Origin of the sequence: Streptantibioticus ferralitis (assembly GCF_029223525.1) — a bacterium.
Lineage (GTDB): Bacteria > Actinomycetota > Actinomycetes > Streptomycetales > Streptomycetaceae > Streptantibioticus_A > Streptantibioticus_A ferralitis.
Window position 1 is genome coordinate 24,126 of record NZ_JARHTQ010000050.1, and the last position, 18,516, is coordinate 42,641.

The window sequence follows — 18,516 nt, forward strand, 5'->3', positions numbered from 1 at the left end:
GTAGCCTCACCGTCATGACCATTCGCCGCAGTGCCGCCGCCGTGGGTGCGGTTGCCCTTGGGTTGTTCGCCCTCTCCGCCTGCACCAAGCCGACCCCGCTGGCGACCGTCACCGTCGGCTCGACCTCCGTGCACACGGAAGCGTCCTGCTACAACGGCGGTAAGGCGCTGAGCGACCTGTCCTCCTGCATGAACAAGGCCCCCGACCAGACCGTCACGGTGCACACCACGGACAAGGTGCACATCGGGGTCGATCCGGCCATCGCCGACAAGGGGTGGGTCGTAGTGACCGCGACGGGTCAGAAGACCGACATCCTCAAGAAGCAGACGTTCTACACCTTCCCCAACGCCAGCGCCCTCTTCATCGACCAGCAGACCGGCCAGTCGTCCAAGACGGCGAACCTGAGCATCGTCGAGGTCTCCGGCAAGGGCGGGGCCGCAGGCGTGTGGAACGTCAAGCTGGAGCTGGCGGACTGACGCCGTGCGGCTGCTCGTGGTGACCGCGGTGGCGGCGGAGCGTGATGCCGCCGCCCGCGGGCTGCATGCCGCGAACCAGGCGCGCGATACCGGCGACGCCAACGTCGGGCTGCAACGCCCGCTGCCCGGCGGGTACTCGCTGCTGCGGCTCGCCATGGCCAGGTTCGGCACGGACGGCGTGGGTGTCGCCGACCTGCTGGACGCCGGGGTGGGCTGCGCGGCCGCCGCTGCCGGGACCGCGACCGCGCTGACCGCGGCGCAGGTCGCCGGGGAGCCGTACGACCTGGTGGTCTCGGCGGGCATCGGCGGCGGGTTCCAGCCCGGCGCGCCGATCGGCTCGACCGTCGTGGCGGACGCGATCGTCGCCGCGGATCTGGGCGCCGAGACGGCCGAAGGGTTCGTGCCCGTCACGGAGTTGGGGTTCGGCACCGCACGCCATCTGCCGCCCGCCCGCCTCTCCCGTACCGTCGCGGACGCGCTCGGCGCCGCCTACGGGACCGTGCTGACGGTCTCCACCATCACCGGCACGGCCGACACGGCCGCACAACTGATCGACCGTCACCCCACCGCGCTGGCCGAGGCGATGGAGGGGTTCGGCGTGGCGGAGGCGGCCGCCGGACACGTTCTGCCGGTGCTGGAGATCCGCACGGTGTCGAACGCGGTGGGTCCGCGCGACCGCGGCGCCTGGCGGATCGGCGATGCGCTCGCCGCGCTCACCGAGGCCTTCCGCGAACTCGTACCCGTACTGGAATCGGAGGCCGCGAGCGATGGCTGACCCCTTGAAGATCGCGTACTCGCCCTGCCCCAACGACACCTTCGTCTTCCACGCCTGGGCGCACGGCCTGGTGCCGGGGGCGCCACGGCTCGATGTGGCGTTCGCCGACATCGACATCACCAACGGGCTGGCGGAGCGCGGCGAGTTGGACGTGCTCAAGGTCTCCTACGCCGTGCTGCCGTGGGTGCTCCAGGAGTACGCACTGGTGCCGTGCGGTGGCGCGCTCGGCCGCGGCTGCGGACCGCTGGTGCTGACCCGGGAGGCCGGGGCGGCGGCGGACCTCGCCGGGAAGACGGTGGCCGTGCCGAGCGAACGGTCGACGGCGTACCTGCTGTTCCGCCTGTGGGCGGCCGGCGAGGTGCCGGGCGGGGTCGGCCGGATCGAGGTGCTGCCGTTCCACGAGATCATGCCCGCGGTGCGGGACGGCCGGGTGGACGCCGGTCTGGTGATCCACGAGGCCCGCTTCACCTACCAGGGCTACGGACTGCACTGCCTGGCCGACATGGGCGAGCACTGGGAGAAGACCACCGGACTGCCGATACCGCTCGGCGCGATCATCGCCAGGCGGTCGCTCGGCGGGCCGATGCTGCGCCGCATCGCCGACGCGGCCCGCGCCTCGGTACGGATGGCCTGGGACGATCCGACGGTCTCCCGCGGCTATGTGCTCTCGCACGCCCAGGAGATGGACGAGTCGGTCGCGGACCAGCACATCGGGCTCTACGTGAACGACTTCACCGACGACCTCGGCGAGGACGGCTACGCGGCGGTCCGCGGGCTGCTCACACGTGCGGCGGCCGAGGGGCTGGTGCCACCCCTCGGCCCTGATGCGCTCAGCTTCCCGGCGTAACCGCGCCGTCAGACGTCCAGTTGGTCGGCGACCGCGCGCAGTACGCCCGCGATCTTGTGGCCGTGGGCCTTCTCCGGGTAGCGGCCGCGCTGCAGCGAGCGGGCCACTTCCTCCAACAGGGTGGTGACGTCCTGGACGATCGGCAGCAGTTCGTCCGGCTTGCGGCGTTGCGCGGCGGCGACCGACGGTGCCGGGTCCAGCACCGTCACCGAGAGCGCCTGGTCGCCGCGCTGGCCCGCGACGACCCCGAATTCCACCCGCTGGCCGGGCTTGAGCGAGTCCACCCCGGCGGGGAGAACGGACGAGTGCACGAAGACGTCACCGCCGTCGTCGCGGGAGAGGAAGCCGAAGCCCTTCTCGCTGTTGAACCACTTGACCTTGCCGGTTGGCACGTCCGACCTCGTCCTCGTCTGGTGGAGAAAACCCGTTGGAGCACCGCCGCCCGAAAGGAGCCGTCGCCGACTCCGGCTAGCCCGGATAGCAGTGCAGCGGGCCCCCTGAAGACCCGCCTGTCACCAGGCTAATGGTCCGCGGGTGGGTGACAAGACGCCCAGGCCCCGATCCGCGGCGTCTCTAGCGCGACCTACCCTGGTGACGTGACTAGTGAAACCCGTATGCCTGGTGATCTGCTGGTGCGGATCGGCGCGATCGTGTTCATCATTGGCGCGGTCGCGACGCTCGCCACCATTACGCCGTTGTTCCTCGGCACGCATCCGCTGCCGACGGCCGCGTATGTGGTGTGCATGCTGATGGGCGTCGGCTTCCTGCTGGCGCTGGTCGGGCTACTGCGTTCGGCGCTGGCGCAGCGGCGTCAGGCCCGCCCGTCACCCACCACCACCCTCAACTGAGAGCCATCGGCTCGCAGCCGCCCGCCCGTCACCCACCACCACCCTCAACTGAGAGCCATCGGCTCGCAGCGCTTATCCGTCACCCACCACCACCCTCAACTGAGAGCCACAGGCTCGCAGCGCTTATCCGGCGGCCTGAGCCGGGTAGCCGGAGGCGTATCCGTCGAACCACGCGGGGAACTCCGTCAGGTCGCCGAGCAGCACCTCGGCACCGGCGGCGCGCAGCTCGTCCGCGTCACACGGCCCGGTGGCCACGGCGACGGACAGCGCGCCCGCGGTACGGGCACCGAGCACATCTCCGGTGTGATCACCGACGTACACCGACGCCCCGTGCTCACGCAGCGCCTCGGCCTTCGCCTCCGCCCACAGCCAGCCGATGAGGGCGTCCGGCTCGATACCCAGGTGCTTCAGGTGGAGCGCGGCGTTCGGCTGGTGCTTCGCCGTGACGACGATCGCCCGGCCGCCCGCCTGCCGCACGGCGTCCATGGCCTCACGGGCGCCGGGCATGGCCGGGGTGGGCTCGATCGCGTGCTCGATGTAGAGCGCCCGGTACAGATCGGCGACCTCGGCGATCTCGTCGGCCGGGAACCAGTTGGCCAACTCCACATCGAGGGGCGGCCCGAGCCTGGTGATCGCCAGTTCCGAGTCGATGTACCTGCCCGTCTCTCGGGAAAGCTGGTCGTAGGCGGCCTTGATGCCCGGCCGCGAGTCGATCAGGGTCATGTCGAGGTCGAAACCGACCGTCAGGGGATGCTGGGCCATGCCAGTCATTGTGGCTGGCATGGCGCGTTCCGGTTCTCCGGGGGTGCCCCCCGGGCCCCGCCACGCACTGAGACGGTCTCGTAGCCGCCGGTCCACGCCATCGTGGTTGTTCGCCGCGGCGGAAAGTTCCGGCCGTCCCGACGGCGAGCAGCCCCGCGGCGCCGGCGAACTCCTGCCGCAACGGCGAGCAGCTCCACGGTGGGGACCGTCGGTGCCGAACGCACCGCAACCCGGTCAAGCGATCCGCCGGAAGGGGCACCTAACGGCGGGCGGCGCTACGCCACAGGAGGAACAGGGCGGAGCCGATCGCCGCGACCTTCACCACCGTCGGGAAGTCGGCGGTGATCGTCTGCCCCAGTTGGTTGGTGGCCAACGGGGTGCCCCAGCGCCCTTCGGTGCGTCCCCACACCCAGATCAGCTCGCCCAGTACCACCACCCCGGGCAGTCCCAGTGCGGCGAACTTCGCCTCGCCGCGGCCGATGCCCCGCGTGGTGTACGCCAGCAGCCAACCGGCGCCCAGCGCCAGCCAGTTGCCCAGCACCACTCCGGCCACCAGCGCCAGCGCGGCCAGCAGCTCCAGGGGACCGACGGGCAGGCCCCGCCGCCGGACCGCCTCGGCCGGTGCGGACAGGGTACGCGGGCGGCGCAGCCGGAACCGCCGGGGCGCGGCCTCGGCCGATGCTGTCGGGGTACGCGGGCGCCGCAGCCGGAACCTCCGGGGCGCGGCCTCGACGGGCGGGTCGGCGTCCTGCCCCGCCTCCGCCTCGGCCGCCTCGCCCTCCTCCGGCTCGTCGAGCTCCGGCGGCAGCAACCCGCCCGACCAGCCCGCCAGCACCTCGTTGGTGGTGAGACCGCCGCGTATCCCGCCGCCGTCGGTGCTGTCGCGAGCGGGCGGCACCCGCCACCACTCCGGCTCGGCCGCGGACGACCCACGCTCGTCGGATGCCGTTGGCGGCTTGTCCAGGCTGAGCGCCTTGTCGGGACTCGGCGCTTCGTTGGCGTTCCGGGCGGTAGGCGCCGGTGCGGCCTCGTGGCGCGGCTGCGCCTCCTGGACCGGCCTGTCCCGGGCGGCTGCCTCCACCACCTCGTCCGGGGTGCCCAGCTTCCCCAGGATGCGGCGCACCGTGGCCTGGCTATCGCTGCCGCCGCGCTGGCGGTCGATGTCGGTCCGCAACTGCGCGACGAGTCTCATGCGATCCGCCGAGGCCATGGCGGTCTGGGCGAGATCGCCGACCCGGCTCAGATAGTCGTAGACGAGTTTGTCGCTCTCGATGCCCATCCGCTCACACCCAACCCGCTGTCCTGCCCGGCCCGTTGACCGTACCGCCGAGGCCTTCCGTGTCGCAGGACGCACGGCGGATACGGCGAGCTCTACCCATCCTGTCGTGGGCACCACACAAGATCAGTGGAACAGGCCCTAATGTGGGACGGATGACCGCCCTAGGGTTTAGGTGACCGACCCGGGGTCCGGAAGATGACCACCGAGCGGAAATCGGGAGGTGCGCGTGGCGGGCGGTGTCGAAGCGACAAGCGCGGGCTCGGGCCCGCGTACCCTCGCGGAGGATTTGCGCGCGCGTGGCGACGACGCCGTCGCGGCGCTGCTGCTTGCGCGCCCCGACCTGGTCAACCCGGTGCCGGGCGATCTCACCCAGCTCGCCACCCGGGCCGGTACCCGGGCCTCGGTGGTGCGCGCCCTGGAACACCTCGACCGGTTCACGCTGCAGACCGCCGAGGCGCTGGCGATCGCCCCCGACCCCTGCCCGTACGAGACCCTGCGCGCCCTGATGACCGGCGACGAGGGATCGGCGGAGATCGTGGCGGCACTGCCCAAGACGCTGGCCGCGCTGCGGACCAACGCGCTGGTGTGGGGTGGCGACGACCGGCTGCGGCTGGTGCGCACCGCCCGCGATCTGCTCGCGCCCTCACCCATCGCGCCCTCACCGACCGGTCTGGGGCCGACGGTCGCGGAGGCCGCCGCGGGCATGTCGCCCGGCCGCCTGCAGCAGATCGTGGCCGACGCCGGGCTGCCCGCGACCCACGACCCGGTGAGCGCGGTCGCCGCGCTCACGGCGCTGTTCTCCGACCGGGTCCGGCTGGAAGCACTGCTCGCCGAGGCACCGGAGGGCACGCAAGCGGTGCTGGAGAGGCTGAAGTGGGGCCCGCCGTACGGAGATGTGGCGCAGGCCGCCGATCCGGTACGGGCGCGCACCGCCGACACTCCCGTGCAGTGGCTGCTGGCCCGCGGCCTGCTGCTGCCCGCCGGGCACCACACCGTCGTGCTGCCGCGCGAGACGGCGCTGCGGCTGCGCGGCGGACGCGCGCACCAGGCGCCGGAGCCGCTGCCGCCCGAGGTGGCCCCGGCCGCGCGGTACGACGCTCAGGTGGTGGACGGAACCGGCGCCGGGCAGGCGTTCACGGCGGTGCGGACCGTGGAGGAACTGGTCAAGGGATGGGACGCGGGCGGTCCGCTGGTGCTGCGGGCGGGTGGAATGAGCGTCCGGGACCTCAAGCGCACCGCGGCCGTGCTGGACACCACCGAGGAACTGGCCGCGTTCTGGCTGGAGACCGCGTACGCCGCCGGACTCGTGGCCTCCGACGGCGAGGTGGACGAGGCGTACGCGCCGACGCCCGGGTTCGACGAGTGGCTGCGGCTGCCCACCGAGGACCGCTGGGCACGGCTGGCCTCCGCATGGCTGGCGGCCACCCGCACGCCGGGCCTGGTCGGCGGCCGGGACGCCAAGGGCCGCACGCTTTCCGCGCTCGGCCCTGACCTGGACCGCTCACTGGCGCCGGGAGTGCGGCGCCGGGTGCTGGAACTGCTCGCCGCGCTACCGGACGGCGCGTCCGCTCGGCCCGAGGAACTACTGCCCCGGCTGCGCTGGGAGCGGCCACTGCGCGGCGGCGCGAGTCTGGACGAGTTGCGGGCGCGGATCGTCCAATGGACCGTCCAGGAAGCCGAGTTGCTGGGTGTCACCGGCCGCGGCGCGCTGTCCGCCCACGGCCGTACGCTGCTGGCCGAGGCGCCGGGAACGGCGCTGGAGGCGGCGGCCGACCGGCTGCGCCCGCTGCTGCCCGAGCCGCTGGACCATGTGCTGCTGCAGGCCGATCTGACCGCGGTCGCCCCCGGCCCGCTGCGCACCGTGCTCGCCGAGACGCTCGGTGTGCTCGCCGACATCGAGTCCAAGGGCGGGGCGACCGTCTACCGGTTCACCCCGGAGTCGGTGCGGCGGGCGCTCGACGCCGGGCGCACCGCGGACGATCTGCACACCTTCCTCGCCACGCACTCGCGCACTCCCGTCCCGCAGCCGCTGACCTACCTCATCGACGATGTGGCCCGCCGGCACGGACGGCTGCGGGTGGGCGCCGCCTCGGCCTACGTCCGCTGCGACGACGACGCGCTGCTCGCCGAGATCCTGGCCGACCGCAGGGCCGCGGGGCTCGGCCTGCGCCGGCTGGCGGCGACCGTGCTGGCCGCCCAGTCCGAGCCGGTGACCTTGCTGGAACGGTTGCGCACCATGGGCTTCGCGCCCGCCGCCGAGTCCGCCGAGGGCGATGTGCTGATCACCCGCGCCGACGCCCGCCGCACCCCGCCGCGCGCCGCGCCCGTTCCGGTACCGGACGGGCCACCACGACCGGACCAGACGCTGCTGTCGGCGGCGGTCAAGGCGATCCGCGCGGGCGACCGGGCGGCCACCGCGGCCCGTAAACCGGCGCCGGAACCCGCGGCCCGCGGCGCCCGGCTGCCCCGCACCACCTCGGCCGAGACGCTGGCCACCATGCAGGCCGCCGTGCTCACCGGCGAGGCGCTGTGGATCGGCTACGTCAACGCGGACGGCGCCGCCAGCCAGCGGGTCATCGAGCCGGTACGGGTCGAGGGCGGCTTCGTCACCGCGTACGACCACACCGCCGACGAGGTGCGCACCTACCCGCTGCACCGCATCACCGGCGTCGCCGAACTCGCCGAGGACGCGGGGTAGCGCCCGGCCATCCATCGCGGACGACCACTCTGTTTCGGCGCGCGATGCGCGACACTGGAAGCTTGTCCCGGTAGAACGAGCGAAGGGCCAGGGCGTGAACGGACCTCTCATCGTCCAGGCGATCAGGTCCGGTGCGCGTACTAAGCCGTCGTGAGCCGCCTGCCTACCATTTCCGCAGCCCAGAGCATAAGGAGCCCCGCTCATGCACCACGGGGGGGGCAGCGCACGAACGGAGCCGACTGGGGGCGCCCTGAGTGATCAGGTGCCGAGGCGGTTCGAGGGCTTATCGAGCCACGCGAACTGTTCCTCGCTGGTGACGGTGTAGCCGAACCGAGCCACCTCGGGCCGGTCGTTTTCCTTCCACCACTGGTGGGCTGACTCGACCTCATCCCAGAGCTTCCGTGCCCCGTACTGCCAGACCGTGAAGCGATCTTCGTGCTTGCCGTCGTAGTCGACGGCTGCCCACGAACTGCCGTCCGTGGTCGCTAGCCACAGCCTCTTCTCGACCCCGTCCACGTCGGGGTTGTCGTGCCAGGTGCGCCACACGTCGTGGAGTCGCAGGCCGATGGCGAACTGAAGGTCCCAGTCGTCACCTGTGACTGTCCATGGGGACAGGCGGGTACTCGATTCCGCCGGTTGGTGGTCGTCTTTGACGACATCGCGGAAGATCCGCAGGCTGGTCCGCTGGCCGCGCATGAGCATGAAGGCCGAGTGAGGTGAGAAGCGTCCTCTCGCGCTGGCGTCGGCGTCCACCTCCAGCCGCAACAGCCCGTAGCACAGCCATGGGCTCTCCCACGGGGTCAGGATGACGCCGCCCGGCTCGATCTGCGGCACCCACATCTGCGGCACGTGGTTGACCGAGCATGTTGCCATGAGGCGGTCGTACGGAGCCCTGGGCAACCAGCCTTCCGCCCCGTCGGCACAGATCACGCGGGGGCAGTACCCGGCGCTGCCGATCCGCGTTCGTGCCCGTGCTGCGAGGCTCGCGTCCACTTCGACCGTGGTCACACGGTGGTCTCCGAGACGGTGGCTGAGTAGCGCGGCGTTCCAGCCGGTTCCGGTGCCGATCTCCAGCACGGTCTGGCCAAGTTGCACGTCGAGTTCCCGCAGCATCCGAAAGACGATGCTCGGGGCGGACGCAGAGGACGAGGGCCATACGTCGCCGTCCGTGGGTTCCGCACCATCACAGACCTGCGTGATCACGGGATCATCGGCGTAGGCGGCACGAAGCCACGCGTCCGGTTCCTCCTGACATTGCACGGGCGCAGATCGCCGCTGTCGTCGTAGATCCAAGCCGTCTCGGGCAGGAACTTGTGCCGGAGCGCACCTCGCGCGGCCATCGCCCACAGCTCGTCAAGGTCGCGTCCCAGGTCATCGGATACGGACAGTAGGAGGCCGCGCAGGGCGGCCTCCACCTGCTCTTGCTTGAACTCCACTGCCAGCCCTTCTTGTGCTTGGGCTCCGGCTGCGGCTTCGAGCCGTCCGGGCTCGGCTTCGCGGTGCCCGGGTCCTTGCCTCCGGCGTGCTTACCGTCGCCGCCGCTGCCGCCCTTACCTGTGCCCCATCCCATGGGTGTCTCCTTCAACGCTGTGACGTGTGTTGGATTTCGGATGACTTTGCTTAGCTCGGCTTCGGGGGCCGGGCCGGTGTCCGGGTTGGCATGTCGTCCGGCTGTTTCGGCCCCTTGGGATCGGCCATGATGGAACCGCCCTTCATCTGATGGGCGGCGCCGGAGGTCTGCGCTGGTTACGTCGCCTCCGGCGCCTTCTTCCTCGTTCCTGTTCAAAAGGGACGAGGTCCCTGCTGGTGATCTGTTGAACCCACCTCCGCCAGTCCCTTCGTGTGGTCCGGGGGAAACCCTTTGGATGACACGGCGGAGGTGGGCTTCCCCTCCCGCGCCGTCACGGCTGTCCGCTCACGTGACGGGGCGGGAAGCTTGGCGAGTCGTTCCCGACTCTCGTTTGAACCCTGGTACCCGACGAACGCGAGAAGATCCGGGCGCAAGTTCGTCATCTCAGGCCGTCCAATCCGACTGAGCGTCCGGCGCGGAGGCGGAGTTGGGTGGTGTCGGCTCCTGTAACTCCTGCTGCACAACGGAGCCGAGACAGAACAGCGCGATGACGTGGGCGATGGCCCATGCGACGGTGAATGTCTTCTCGCCTGCGCTCGCGTCGTCGAAAGCATGCTCCCCCGGCATCAGGCCACCGCCGCCGCGAAGCGAGCGATGCCCAGACCCGTCCTCGACTCAAGCCGCGGTAAGGGGCGGCGGTTCGATGTGCCGCTGTCGTCGGACGAGGCTAGGACCTGCATTTCCGCCCAGACCTTTTTGCCACGGACGGTCGGCTCCCATCCGCAGTTCACGGTCAGGGCGTTGATCAATGACAGTCCGCGACCGTTCTCATCGTCGTCCGTGACTGGCCGCCTCTTCGGGGGCTCGGGGTCGCCGTCGAAGACCTCAAGCAAGATGCGGTCCGTGTCCTGATACAGCCCGACCATCAGCGGCCCGGTGCTGTGTTTGACGGCGTTGGTCAGCAACTCGGAGGCGACCAACTCAATGGCTTGCGCGCTCTCTTCGCTGAGCGAGCCGGACCAGCACCTGGCAGCCGCAACAATGCGGTGGCGAGCCGGGCCGACGAAGCGAGGTGTGCCCGGGATGACGAAGCGCATGGTGCCCGCAGAGATCATGACGGTTGCTCCTGGCGATGGCCTGTGGCGTTGCGTCGAGTGGGTGGGCCGACCTCGCGGGTTGACGACGGGGCGACAACAACTGATTGGCCAACTAGGCTCAGTTGGCGCTCGCCGTCACCCTCTGAGGTGGTCCGACTGCTCACCGGCATGAACGTACGGGTGGCGAGCGTGGCGTAGGACTCACTACGGGTACGGGTTAGCACCAGAGGGTCGACTCCTCGGGGAGCACGATGAGTACGCAGCCAAAAGCGAGGCGCCGTTCCAGCACAGGAGCCACGAGCAATGCCAGTGGCACGCTGCTGCGCCGCCAAGCGCTGTATCTCGCCAGCTATGACAGGCGTCAAGACGCACCCCGGTGGACGGCTGAGACGCTGCATCGCCGCCGTGGCCTGCTATCTGTCCGGGGTTGGTCTGTCCACTGGGTGGAGACGCGAAGCATCGCTGCGGCCTTGGCGAGGCAGGGCGATCCTCAACCGTTACGAGACTTCATCGAGAGGTCGCTGGCGGACGACGACGAGGCAGCCGTAGCGGGAGTTCTGGGGGATCAAACCACGTACGCTCTGGATGCTCTGGACTTATCATCGCGGTCCCGCCGTGAACTCGGCGTTGTATGCCAGCTCCTACGCGCACATCAGACCTGATCGACCGGAGGACAGCCATGGAGGAGAAGACCATCGCAGCGGGCACAGCGGGGTTCCTGATGGAAATGGGCATGCTCAAGCGGGCCAAGCGGTCGGGATGGTGGATTGCTGGAGTCAAGGACCCAGAAACGATCGCTGAACACTCCTTCCGAACAGCCGTCGTTGGGTCCGTACTTGCGCTGATGGAGGGGGCAGACCCGGCGAAGGTCGCACTGCTCTGCGTCTTCCATGACACCCAGGAGACCCGCATCGGCGACATCCCGCACATCGGTCGGCGATACCTGAGTGCGGCGTCCAACGAGAAGGTGACCGCTGACCAGGTCTCGGCAGCGCACCCGGCCGTCGCCTCCGGCATTCAGCGCGTCGTGGATGAGTACGAGAACGGCGACAGCCTGGAAGTGATCGTCGCGCATGACGCCGACAAGTTGGAGTGTCTGATCCAGGCTGTTGAGTACCGTGAGCAAGGGCATTCGAACGTCCAGAACTGGATTGACACAAGCCTTGCGAGCCTGAAGACGGCTTCCGCGCAAGAGCTTGCCGAAGCGGCGCTGAACATGTCCTCGGTGGAGTGGCAGCAGACGTACCTGCGCTAGGAGCCACCCCTATAGAGCGACGCCCGGGGGCACAACCTTCGTAGGGCTTCGCCACGATCTGCGCACAGCGATGGCGCCCGTAATCCCGGGACCGTCGAGTACGACGCTCGCGGGCCGCCGACGACGAACCGCGGTACGTGGCAGGCGAGTTCGCCCTCAACGGCCGCCCGCCGCCCTCCGTCCACGGCCCCGTATCGTGGGCGTTCGCGCGCAATGGGCGGGACGGTGCTGCTGCCTAAGCGCAGTGCCACAACGGGGATGGACACATGCAGAGCACGAATGGCTGGGCCTCCCTCGTCATGGCCGTGGTGGTCGTCGGTCTGGTGGTACGGCAGCAGCTGCGCACCCGTCGGGTGCGGCGCCATGGCTCGTTGATCATCCCGGCCGTCCTCGGCATCCTGGGCGCCTTGGGGATCGCCTTCGGCATCGCCTCGGTCGTCAAGTACCACCCGCTGACCACGTTGCCCGTCGTCCTCCTGGTGGCGAGCCTGGCTGTCGCGGCGGGCTTCGGCATGGCCAGGGCACGGACCGTACGGGTATGGCAAGGCCCCCAGGGCGAGGTGCTGCGCAAGGGAACGGCGGCCACCACCGGGCTCTGGCTGGCCTCAATAGGTGCGCACATCGGGCTGAGCCTGTGGATCGACCACACAGCCGGGGCCGGGGTGGGTACCGCGTCGCTGTACGCGTACCTGGCGATCGGCCTGGGGCCGCAGAACCTCCTGGTGCGCGGGCGGGCCGGCGCGCTGCGACCCCAGCCTGACGCGGCAAATCAGCCCAACCCCGGCTCGTACATCCGACAGCGGTAGGCCTCACCCGAGTACCGCAAGCGGTTCTCGAACATCGACGTCTTCCTCGACCACGACCACGTTCCACCCGCGTGCCTCGCACAGCGACTCGCACGCCGCCCGCTGCCGCTTCGGAGCAGTGCTTTCCTCGGTCTCACGCGATAGGCGAACATGGACGGCTGCGCGCGTCCCCGGCGCGCTGGCCGGGACGCTCTCGCGGCGCCCGGGCCGGGGCTCGTCCCCTTTCGCCGTGATGCGGCACACTGGAGGTTTGGCGGTTACGGGAAGGGCGGAACGCGTGAACGGACCTCTCATCGTCCAGAGCGACAAGACGCTGCTGCTGGAGGTGGATCACCCGAGCGCGGACGAGTGCCGTCGCGCCATCGCGCCGTTCGCCGAGTTGGAGCGGGCGCCGGAGCACATCCACACCTATCGCGTCACGCCGCTCGGCCTGTGGAACGCGCGCGCCGCCGGGCACGACGCCGAGCAGGTCGTCGACGCGCTCGTGCAGTACTCCCGCTACCCCGTTCCGCACGCCCTGCTCATCGACGTCGCCGAGACCATGGCACGCTACGGGCGGCTGCGGCTGCTCAAGCACCCCACCCACGGGCTGGTGCTGGAGACCACCGACCGGCCGGTACTGCACGAGGTGCTGCGGTCGAAGAAGATCCATCCGCTGGTCGGCGCCCGTATCGACGAGGACACGGTCATCGTGCATCCGTCGGAGCGCGGGCAGATCAAGCAGGTGCTGCTGAAGCTCGGCTGGCCCGCCGAGGACCTCGCCGGATACGTGGACGGCGAGGCGCACCCCATCGAACTGCGCGAGGACGGCTGGGCGCTGCGCCCCTACCAGCAGCAGGCCGTACAGGGCTTCTGGCACGGCGGCTCGGGCGTGGTCGTGCTGCCGTGCGGCGCGGGCAAGACGCTGGTCGGCGCGGGCGCCATGGCACAGGCCAAGGCCACCACCTTGATCCTGGTGACCAACACGGTCTCCGCGCGCCAGTGGAAGCACGAGCTGGTGCGCCGCACCTCGCTGACCGAGGACGAGATCGGCGAGTACAGCGGAACGCGCAAGCAGATCCGCCCGGTCACCATCGCCACCTACCAGGTGCTGACGACCAAGCGGAAGGGCATCTATTCGCACCTTGAGCTGTTCGACTCGCGCGACTGGGGCCTGATCGTCTACGACGAGGTGCATCTGCTGCCCGCGCCGGTCTTCAAGTTCACCGCCGACCTGCAGGCGCGCCGCCGTCTGGGGCTGACCGCGACGCTGGTACGGGAGGACGGCCGCGAGTCGGACGTGTTCTCGCTGATCGGCCCGAAGCGGTTCGACGCGCCGTGGAAGGAGATCGAGGCGCAGGGCTACATCGCGCCCGCCGACTGCGTCGAGGTCCGGGTGAACCTGACGGACTCCGAGCGACTGGCGTACGCCACGGCGGAGGCCGACGAGAAGTACCGGTACTGCGCGACCACCGCGACCAAGCGGCATGTGATCGAGGCACTGGTGGCCAAGCACAAGGGCCAGCAGACGCTGGTCATCGGACAGTACATCGACCAGCTCGACGAGTTGGGCGAGCACCTGGACGCTCCGGTGATCAAGGGCGAGACGACCAACGCGCAGCGCGAGAAGCTCTTCGACGCGTTCCGGGCAGGCGAGATCAACGTGCTGGTGGTCTCGAAGGTGGCGAACTTCTCGATCGACCTGCCGGAGGCGACGGTCGCCATCCAGGTGTCCGGCACCTTCGGCTCGCGGCAGGAGGAGGCACAGCGCCTCGGCCGGGTGCTGCGGCCCAAGGCCGACGGCCACAAGGCGCACTTCTACTCGGTGGTCGCCCGCGACACCATCGACCAGGACTTCGCGGCGCACCGCCAGCGCTTTCTGGCCGAGCAGGGCTACGCGTACCGGATCGCGGACGCCGACGACATCCTGGCCGGCGACGAGGTCTAGGCCCGGTGGCCGCGCCGGGTACGGACGGCGGCGACGGCCAGGAACGCCAGCCCCATCAGCGGGTAGGGGGAGGCGAACGGCTGCCGCCACCACGACAGGTGCAGGACGAACAGCCCCGGCTGGTGCACGATCCACATCGTGCGCGCGGTGAAGGCCACCACCACCGCGCCGAGCACCGCCCACCGCCAGCGCACCCGGCGCGCCTCGGCGGCCAGCAGTGCGACCAGCGGTACGCACCAGACCCAGTGGTGCGTCCAACTGATCGGCGAGATCAGCAGCGCGGTGACCGCCGCGCACAGCACACCCCAGGCTTCCAGCCCGCGGCGCGCCGCGCGCACCGCGATCACCAGGCCGACGGCCGCGGTGAGCGCGGCCGGTATGGTCCACCACGCGCCGGGGTCCGGGGTGTGCAGCAGGCGGGCGATCAAGCCCTGTAGGGACTGGTTGTCGACGATCCAGACCTTGCCGACCCGCTCGGTCTCGAACATCCGCCGGGTCCAGAAGTCGACCGTGGCGCCCGGCAGCGCCAGCCAGCCGATCAGCACGGTCCCGGCGAAGGACGCGGCCGACAGGGCCGCCGCCCGTACCCGCCCGGTCAGCAGCAGATAGACCGCGAACAGCGCCGGGGTCAGCTTGATACCGGCCGCGATGCCGATCGCCACACCCTTGCCGCGCGCGCCGTCCGGCCGGGCCAGGTCCCACAGGACGAGGCAGGCCAGGGCGATGTTGACCTGGCCGAAGACGAAGGTCTGGAAGACCGGTTCGATCCACACCCCGAGCGCGACCGCCACGATGATCGCCACCGGCCGCAGCTCCACCCGGCGCGGCCAGCCCACGAAGCGGAAGGACAGGTGGGCCAGCAGCCCCAGCAGGGCGACGTTGATCTCGGTGGCGCCGAGCCGCAGCACATCGAGCGGCAGCCATGACGTCGGTACGAAGAGGATCGCGGCGAACGGCGGATAGGTGGCGGGCAGGTTCCACTCGGTGACCCGCAGGTCGTACAGGCCTTGCCCGGTGGCGGCGGCCAGGCCCTCGGCCCTGTAGACGACGGCGTCGGCCATCTCGAAGCGCATCGTCAGGCACAGTCCGGCGTAGACCGTGAGGGAGACGGCGAGCAGTGCGGTGGCGAGCATCAGCGGGCGCCGGGGGGTGGCGGCCAACGCCACCCGAAGCGGCTGCGCTTCCCACCCCTTACGGTTCGCGCTGCGCGCAGCCGTTGTCGTACTCACCAAGCCACACCCTTCGATCGCCGTCCGCCCCGGCGGCGACCCTACCCGGCGGTGCCTGGCGCCCGCTCAGCGGTACATGCCGATTACCAGCGTTTATTCCTGGGTCTTGGCGGATTGCCCGGGTACGCGGGGGGCGAGATCCGGCTGCTTGGTGCCGTCGGTGCCGAGGATGACGATGCGGAACGCGGTGTCGGCGAAGACGCCGATCGCGCGCATCGTGCTGCCGAGGAGATGGCGCGGATGGGCACGCCGCGCCGCCGTGCCGGAGTCATCCGGCGCCCCCATCGCGGTGCTGCCCCGGATCGGGGTGAATGTCGTGGTAGCCATGCCTCCACGGTAGGTTTTCACCCCCTTGGCGTACATCGGTCGCCAGGATGATCGGGCGGCCCACATCCCGTACCCCATCGGTGCAGGCCGTCCACCCGGAGGTCTACCCGGCCCCCTAGGGGTGGTCCGCAGGCCGCCGGAAATCCGTTAGCGCTGCCGACGGCGACGGCGTAGGATCGCGCGTCTTGCCGCCTCCCACGCCGTCCGCGCGCCGGGGAGAGCGCCGACCGGACGGCAACCGGTCGGCAGCCGAGCCGCACCACATGTCGACGTCCGTCGCCGGACGTCTGCCCTGCGTACCGCCGGAGGCATCGCACCGTGTCCATTGGCACACCCGAACCGCTCGACCGTGAGCGCGCCCATCTCACCGCGTCCCGTACCGCGCTACGTGCCATGCGGGCCGACGCCGAGTCGCTCGACATCCGCGATGTGACCGCGAACTGGGTCAACGCACAGGTCCTCCAGCAGCAGATCGAGCAGCGTATCGAGGCGCTCGCCGACCTCGCCCACACCCCGCTTTTCTTCGGCCGCCTCGACTATCTGCACGCTCCCGGCGCCGACCAGGCGGCGGGAGCGTCAGGAGGGGCGGCGCGCAGCGCGTCCGGCGGGGGCGGTGGCGGGCGACGGGAGGGCGAACGGTTCTACATCGGCCGCCGCCATGTGCACGACGCCGACGGCGACCCGATGGTCATCGACTGGCGCGCCCCCGTCTCGCAACCCTTCTACCGGGCGTCCCGCAAGGACCCGATGGACATCGGGCTGCGCCGCCGATTCGGCTACACCGGCGGCCAGTTGACGGCCTATGAGGACGAACACCTCACCGATCCGGCCGAGGCCGACACCACCAGCAAGCTGCTCCAGTCGGAGATCGAGCGGCCGCGCGTCGGCCCGATGCGGGACATCGTTGCCACGATCCAGCCCGAGCAGGACGAGATCGTCAGGGCCGGGATCGGGGGCACGGTCTGCGTGCAGGGCGCGCCGGGCACCGGAAAGACGGCGGTCGGCCTGCACCGTGTCGCGTACCTGCTCTACGCGCACCGCGAGCGGCTGGCCCGCACCGGCACGCTGGTGGTCGGCCCGAACCGGTCCTTCCTGCACTACATCGAGCAAGTCCTGCCCGCGCTGGGCGAGTTGCACGTCAAGCAGGCCACCGTCGACGACCTGGTGGCCCATGTCGAGGTGCGGGCCACCGACACCGCGCGGGCCGCCTGCCTCAAGGGCGACATCCGGATGGCAGAGGTGCTGCGCCGCGCCGTGCGCAGCGGGATCACCACCCCGACGGAACCGGTGGTGGTGGTCCGCGGCTCCCGGCGATGGCGCATCCCGGCCTATGAACTGGAGGACATCATCACGGAGTTGAAGGAACGGGACATCCGCTACGGCGCGGCGGCCGACGCACTGCCGCAGCGCGTCGCGCATGCCGTGCTCACCCGGATGGAGGCGGCCGGGGAGGCGCCGGACGACCGGGTGCAGGACGCGGTGGCCCGTTCCCAGCCGGTCAAGGCGGCGGCCAAGGCGATGTGGCCGCCGGTCGACCCGGCCAAGATCGTGCTGCGGCTGCTGTCGGAGCCGGAGTTCCTCGCCCGGTGCGCGGACGGACTGCTCAGTGCGGACGAGCAGAAGGAGATCCTTTGGGCCAAGCCGGGTCGCGGCGTGAAGTCCGCGCCCTGGTCGGCGGCGGATGCCGTGCTGATCGACGAGGCGATGGACCTGGTACGGCGGACGCCCTCGCTCGGCCATGTCGTACTCGACGAGGCGCAGGACCTGTCCCCCATGCAGTACCGGGCGGTCGGCCGCCGCTGCACCACCGGTTCCGCGACCGTCCTCGGGGACATCGCCCAGGGCACCACGCCCTGGGCGACGGCGAGTTGGCAGGAGGCGCTGGCCCATCTCGGCAAGCCCGAGGCGGCCGTGGAGGAGCTGACGCGCGGCTTCCGGGTGCCGCGCGAGGTGATCGCGTACGCCTCTCGGCTGCTGCCCGCCATCGCTCCCGACCTGGCCCCGGCCACCTCGGTCCGGGAGTCGCCCGGTGATCTGCGGGTACGGGCGGTGGCGCCGGAGGAGCTGACGGCGGCCGTCATCGCGGCGTGCCGCGAGTCGCTGGAGCGCGAGGGTTCGATCGGCCTGATCGCGGCGGATGCGCGCATCCCCGCGCTGGCGGGCGCGCTGACCGAGGCGGGCCTGCCGTGTCTCTCGCCCGGCGAGGAGACCTCCGAGCAGGCCCGGCTCACCCTGGTACCGGCTTCGCTGGCCAAGGGCCTGGAGTACGACTACGTGGTGCTGGATGAGCCGTCGGCGGTCGTCGACGGCGAGCCGGACGTGCGCACGGGGCTGCGCCGCTTGTACGTGGCGCTGACGCGGGCCGTTTCCGGGCTGATCGTGGTACATGCGGCCGCCCTGCCGGGGGAACTGACGCTCAGCGCGTGAGCCGCGGGTTCCCTTCGGGGGCGGTTGCTTTGCGGGCGCGGCGCGGTGCGGTACCGCTGCGCGGGGGCGGTGCGGTGCGGTACCGCTGCGCGGGGGCGGTGCGGGTTCGTTGCGCGGGGGCGGTTCGTACGTGGGTCGTTGCGGTTCGTCGCGCGGTGCGGCGCCGTTGCGCCTGCGGCGGGCTTTTCCCACC

General features: G+C 70.8%; 18 protein-coding genes. 9 read left to right on the forward strand and 9 right to left on the reverse strand.

Annotated features, from left to right (window positions below; all coding sequences use genetic code 11):
- Nucleotides 1–14: 14 nt before the first annotated feature.
- The 3 genes from P2L57_RS37495 to P2L57_RS37505 are packed head-to-tail and all read left to right on the forward strand — an operon-like array spanning nt 15 to nt 2,098.
- Nucleotides 15–476, forward strand: a complete 462-nt coding sequence (locus P2L57_RS37495; protein ID WP_275822587.1) for a hypothetical protein — start codon at nt 15–17, stop codon at nt 474–476.
- A gap of 4 nt (nt 477–480) precedes the next feature.
- A complete protein-coding gene (locus P2L57_RS37500; RefSeq protein ID WP_275822589.1) occupies nt 481–1,251 on the forward strand; it encodes a futalosine hydrolase in 771 nt (256 codons plus the stop codon).
- The gene (locus P2L57_RS37505; protein ID WP_275822591.1) at nt 1,244–2,098 is read left to right on the forward strand and encodes a 1,4-dihydroxy-6-naphtoate synthase; all 855 of its coding nucleotides are present in this window, start codon (nt 1,244–1,246) and stop codon (nt 2,096–2,098) included. Before P2L57_RS37500 ends, P2L57_RS37505 begins: the two co-directional genes overlap by 8 nt.
- 8 nt (nt 2,099–2,106) lie before the next feature.
- On the opposite strand, the gene P2L57_RS37510 is transcribed toward P2L57_RS37505, so the two are convergent.
- Nucleotides 2,107–2,490: a cold-shock protein gene (locus tag P2L57_RS37510; protein WP_275822593.1), complete on the reverse strand. Its 384-nt coding sequence runs from the start codon at nt 2,488–2,490 to the stop codon at nt 2,107–2,109.
- A 222-nt stretch (nt 2,491–2,712) separates the two neighbouring features.
- On the opposite strand from P2L57_RS37510, the gene P2L57_RS37515 reads away from it, so the two are divergent.
- Nucleotides 2,713–2,946 (forward strand): hypothetical protein, encoded by a 234-nt coding sequence (locus tag P2L57_RS37515; protein WP_275822624.1) that lies wholly within the window; start codon nt 2,713–2,715, stop codon nt 2,944–2,946.
- A gap of 123 nt (nt 2,947–3,069) precedes the next feature.
- On the opposite strand, the gene P2L57_RS37520 is transcribed toward P2L57_RS37515, so the two are convergent.
- Complete coding sequence (locus tag P2L57_RS37520; RefSeq protein WP_275822595.1) at nt 3,070–3,708, reverse strand: HAD family hydrolase; 639 nt, start codon at nt 3,706–3,708, stop codon at nt 3,070–3,072.
- A 259-nt stretch (nt 3,709–3,967) separates the two neighbouring features.
- Nucleotides 3,968–4,987 carry a hypothetical protein gene (locus P2L57_RS37525; protein ID WP_275822597.1) on the reverse strand — a complete coding sequence of 340 codons (1,020 nt, stop codon included), beginning with the start codon at nt 4,985–4,987 and terminating at the stop codon, nt 3,968–3,970.
- A gap of 286 nt (nt 4,988–5,273) precedes the next feature.
- Between P2L57_RS37525 and P2L57_RS37530 the strand changes: the two genes are divergently transcribed.
- Nucleotides 5,274–7,685 (forward strand): helicase-associated domain-containing protein, encoded by a 2,412-nt coding sequence (locus P2L57_RS37530; RefSeq protein WP_303657117.1) that lies wholly within the window; start codon nt 5,274–5,276, stop codon nt 7,683–7,685.
- Nucleotides 7,686–7,943: 258 nt separating this feature from the next.
- Here the strand turns inward: P2L57_RS37530 and P2L57_RS37535 are convergent, their stop codons facing one another.
- From P2L57_RS37535 to P2L57_RS37550, 4 genes are all read right to left on the reverse strand, one after another.
- Entirely contained in the window at nt 7,944–8,798 is an 855-nt protein-coding gene (locus P2L57_RS37535) for a methyltransferase domain-containing protein (protein ID WP_275822601.1), read from the reverse strand.
- An 86-nt stretch (nt 8,799–8,884) separates the two neighbouring features.
- Complete coding sequence (locus tag P2L57_RS37540; RefSeq protein WP_275822603.1) at nt 8,885–9,121, reverse strand: hypothetical protein; 237 nt, start codon at nt 9,119–9,121, stop codon at nt 8,885–8,887.
- A 578-nt stretch (nt 9,122–9,699) separates the two neighbouring features.
- Nucleotides 9,700–9,882 (reverse strand): hypothetical protein, encoded by a 183-nt coding sequence (locus P2L57_RS37545; RefSeq protein ID WP_275822605.1) that lies wholly within the window; start codon nt 9,880–9,882, stop codon nt 9,700–9,702.
- Nucleotides 9,882–10,352: an ATP-binding protein gene (locus P2L57_RS37550; RefSeq protein WP_275822607.1), complete on the reverse strand. Its 471-nt coding sequence runs from the start codon at nt 10,350–10,352 to the stop codon at nt 9,882–9,884. The genes P2L57_RS37545 and P2L57_RS37550 overlap by 1 nt, the downstream gene beginning before the upstream one ends.
- 679 nt (nt 10,353–11,031) lie before the next feature.
- Between P2L57_RS37550 and P2L57_RS37555 the strand changes: the two genes are divergently transcribed.
- The 3 genes from P2L57_RS37555 to P2L57_RS37565 all read left to right on the forward strand — a co-directional run bounded on the left by P2L57_RS37555 (nt 11,032) and on the right by P2L57_RS37565 (nt 14,340).
- Nucleotides 11,032–11,607, forward strand: coding sequence for an HD domain-containing protein (locus P2L57_RS37555; protein ID WP_275822608.1), 576 nt, complete (start codon nt 11,032–11,034; stop codon nt 11,605–11,607).
- 266 nt (nt 11,608–11,873) lie between these two features.
- Nucleotides 11,874–12,413, forward strand: a complete 540-nt coding sequence (locus P2L57_RS37560; RefSeq protein WP_275822610.1) for a hypothetical protein — start codon at nt 11,874–11,876, stop codon at nt 12,411–12,413.
- Between the two features lie 277 nt (nt 12,414–12,690).
- Entirely contained in the window at nt 12,691–14,340 is a 1,650-nt protein-coding gene (locus tag P2L57_RS37565; protein ID WP_275822613.1) for a DNA repair helicase XPB, read from the forward strand.
- Here P2L57_RS37565 and P2L57_RS37570 read toward each other — a convergent pair.
- Both P2L57_RS37570 and P2L57_RS37575 read right to left on the reverse strand, forming a co-directional pair.
- A complete protein-coding gene (locus P2L57_RS37570; RefSeq protein WP_275822615.1) occupies nt 14,337–15,569 on the reverse strand; it encodes a glycosyltransferase 87 family protein in 1,233 nt (410 codons plus the stop codon). The genes P2L57_RS37565 and P2L57_RS37570 overlap by 4 nt on opposite strands.
- A gap of 93 nt (nt 15,570–15,662) precedes the next feature.
- Complete coding sequence (locus tag P2L57_RS37575; RefSeq protein WP_275822617.1) at nt 15,663–15,896, reverse strand: hypothetical protein; 234 nt, start codon at nt 15,894–15,896, stop codon at nt 15,663–15,665.
- Between the two features lie 318 nt (nt 15,897–16,214).
- On the opposite strand from P2L57_RS37575, the gene P2L57_RS37580 reads away from it, so the two are divergent.
- Nucleotides 16,215–18,323, forward strand: a complete 2,109-nt coding sequence (locus tag P2L57_RS37580; protein WP_275822618.1) for a HelD family protein — start codon at nt 16,215–16,217, stop codon at nt 18,321–18,323.
- Nucleotides 18,324–18,516 lie beyond the last annotated feature (193 nt).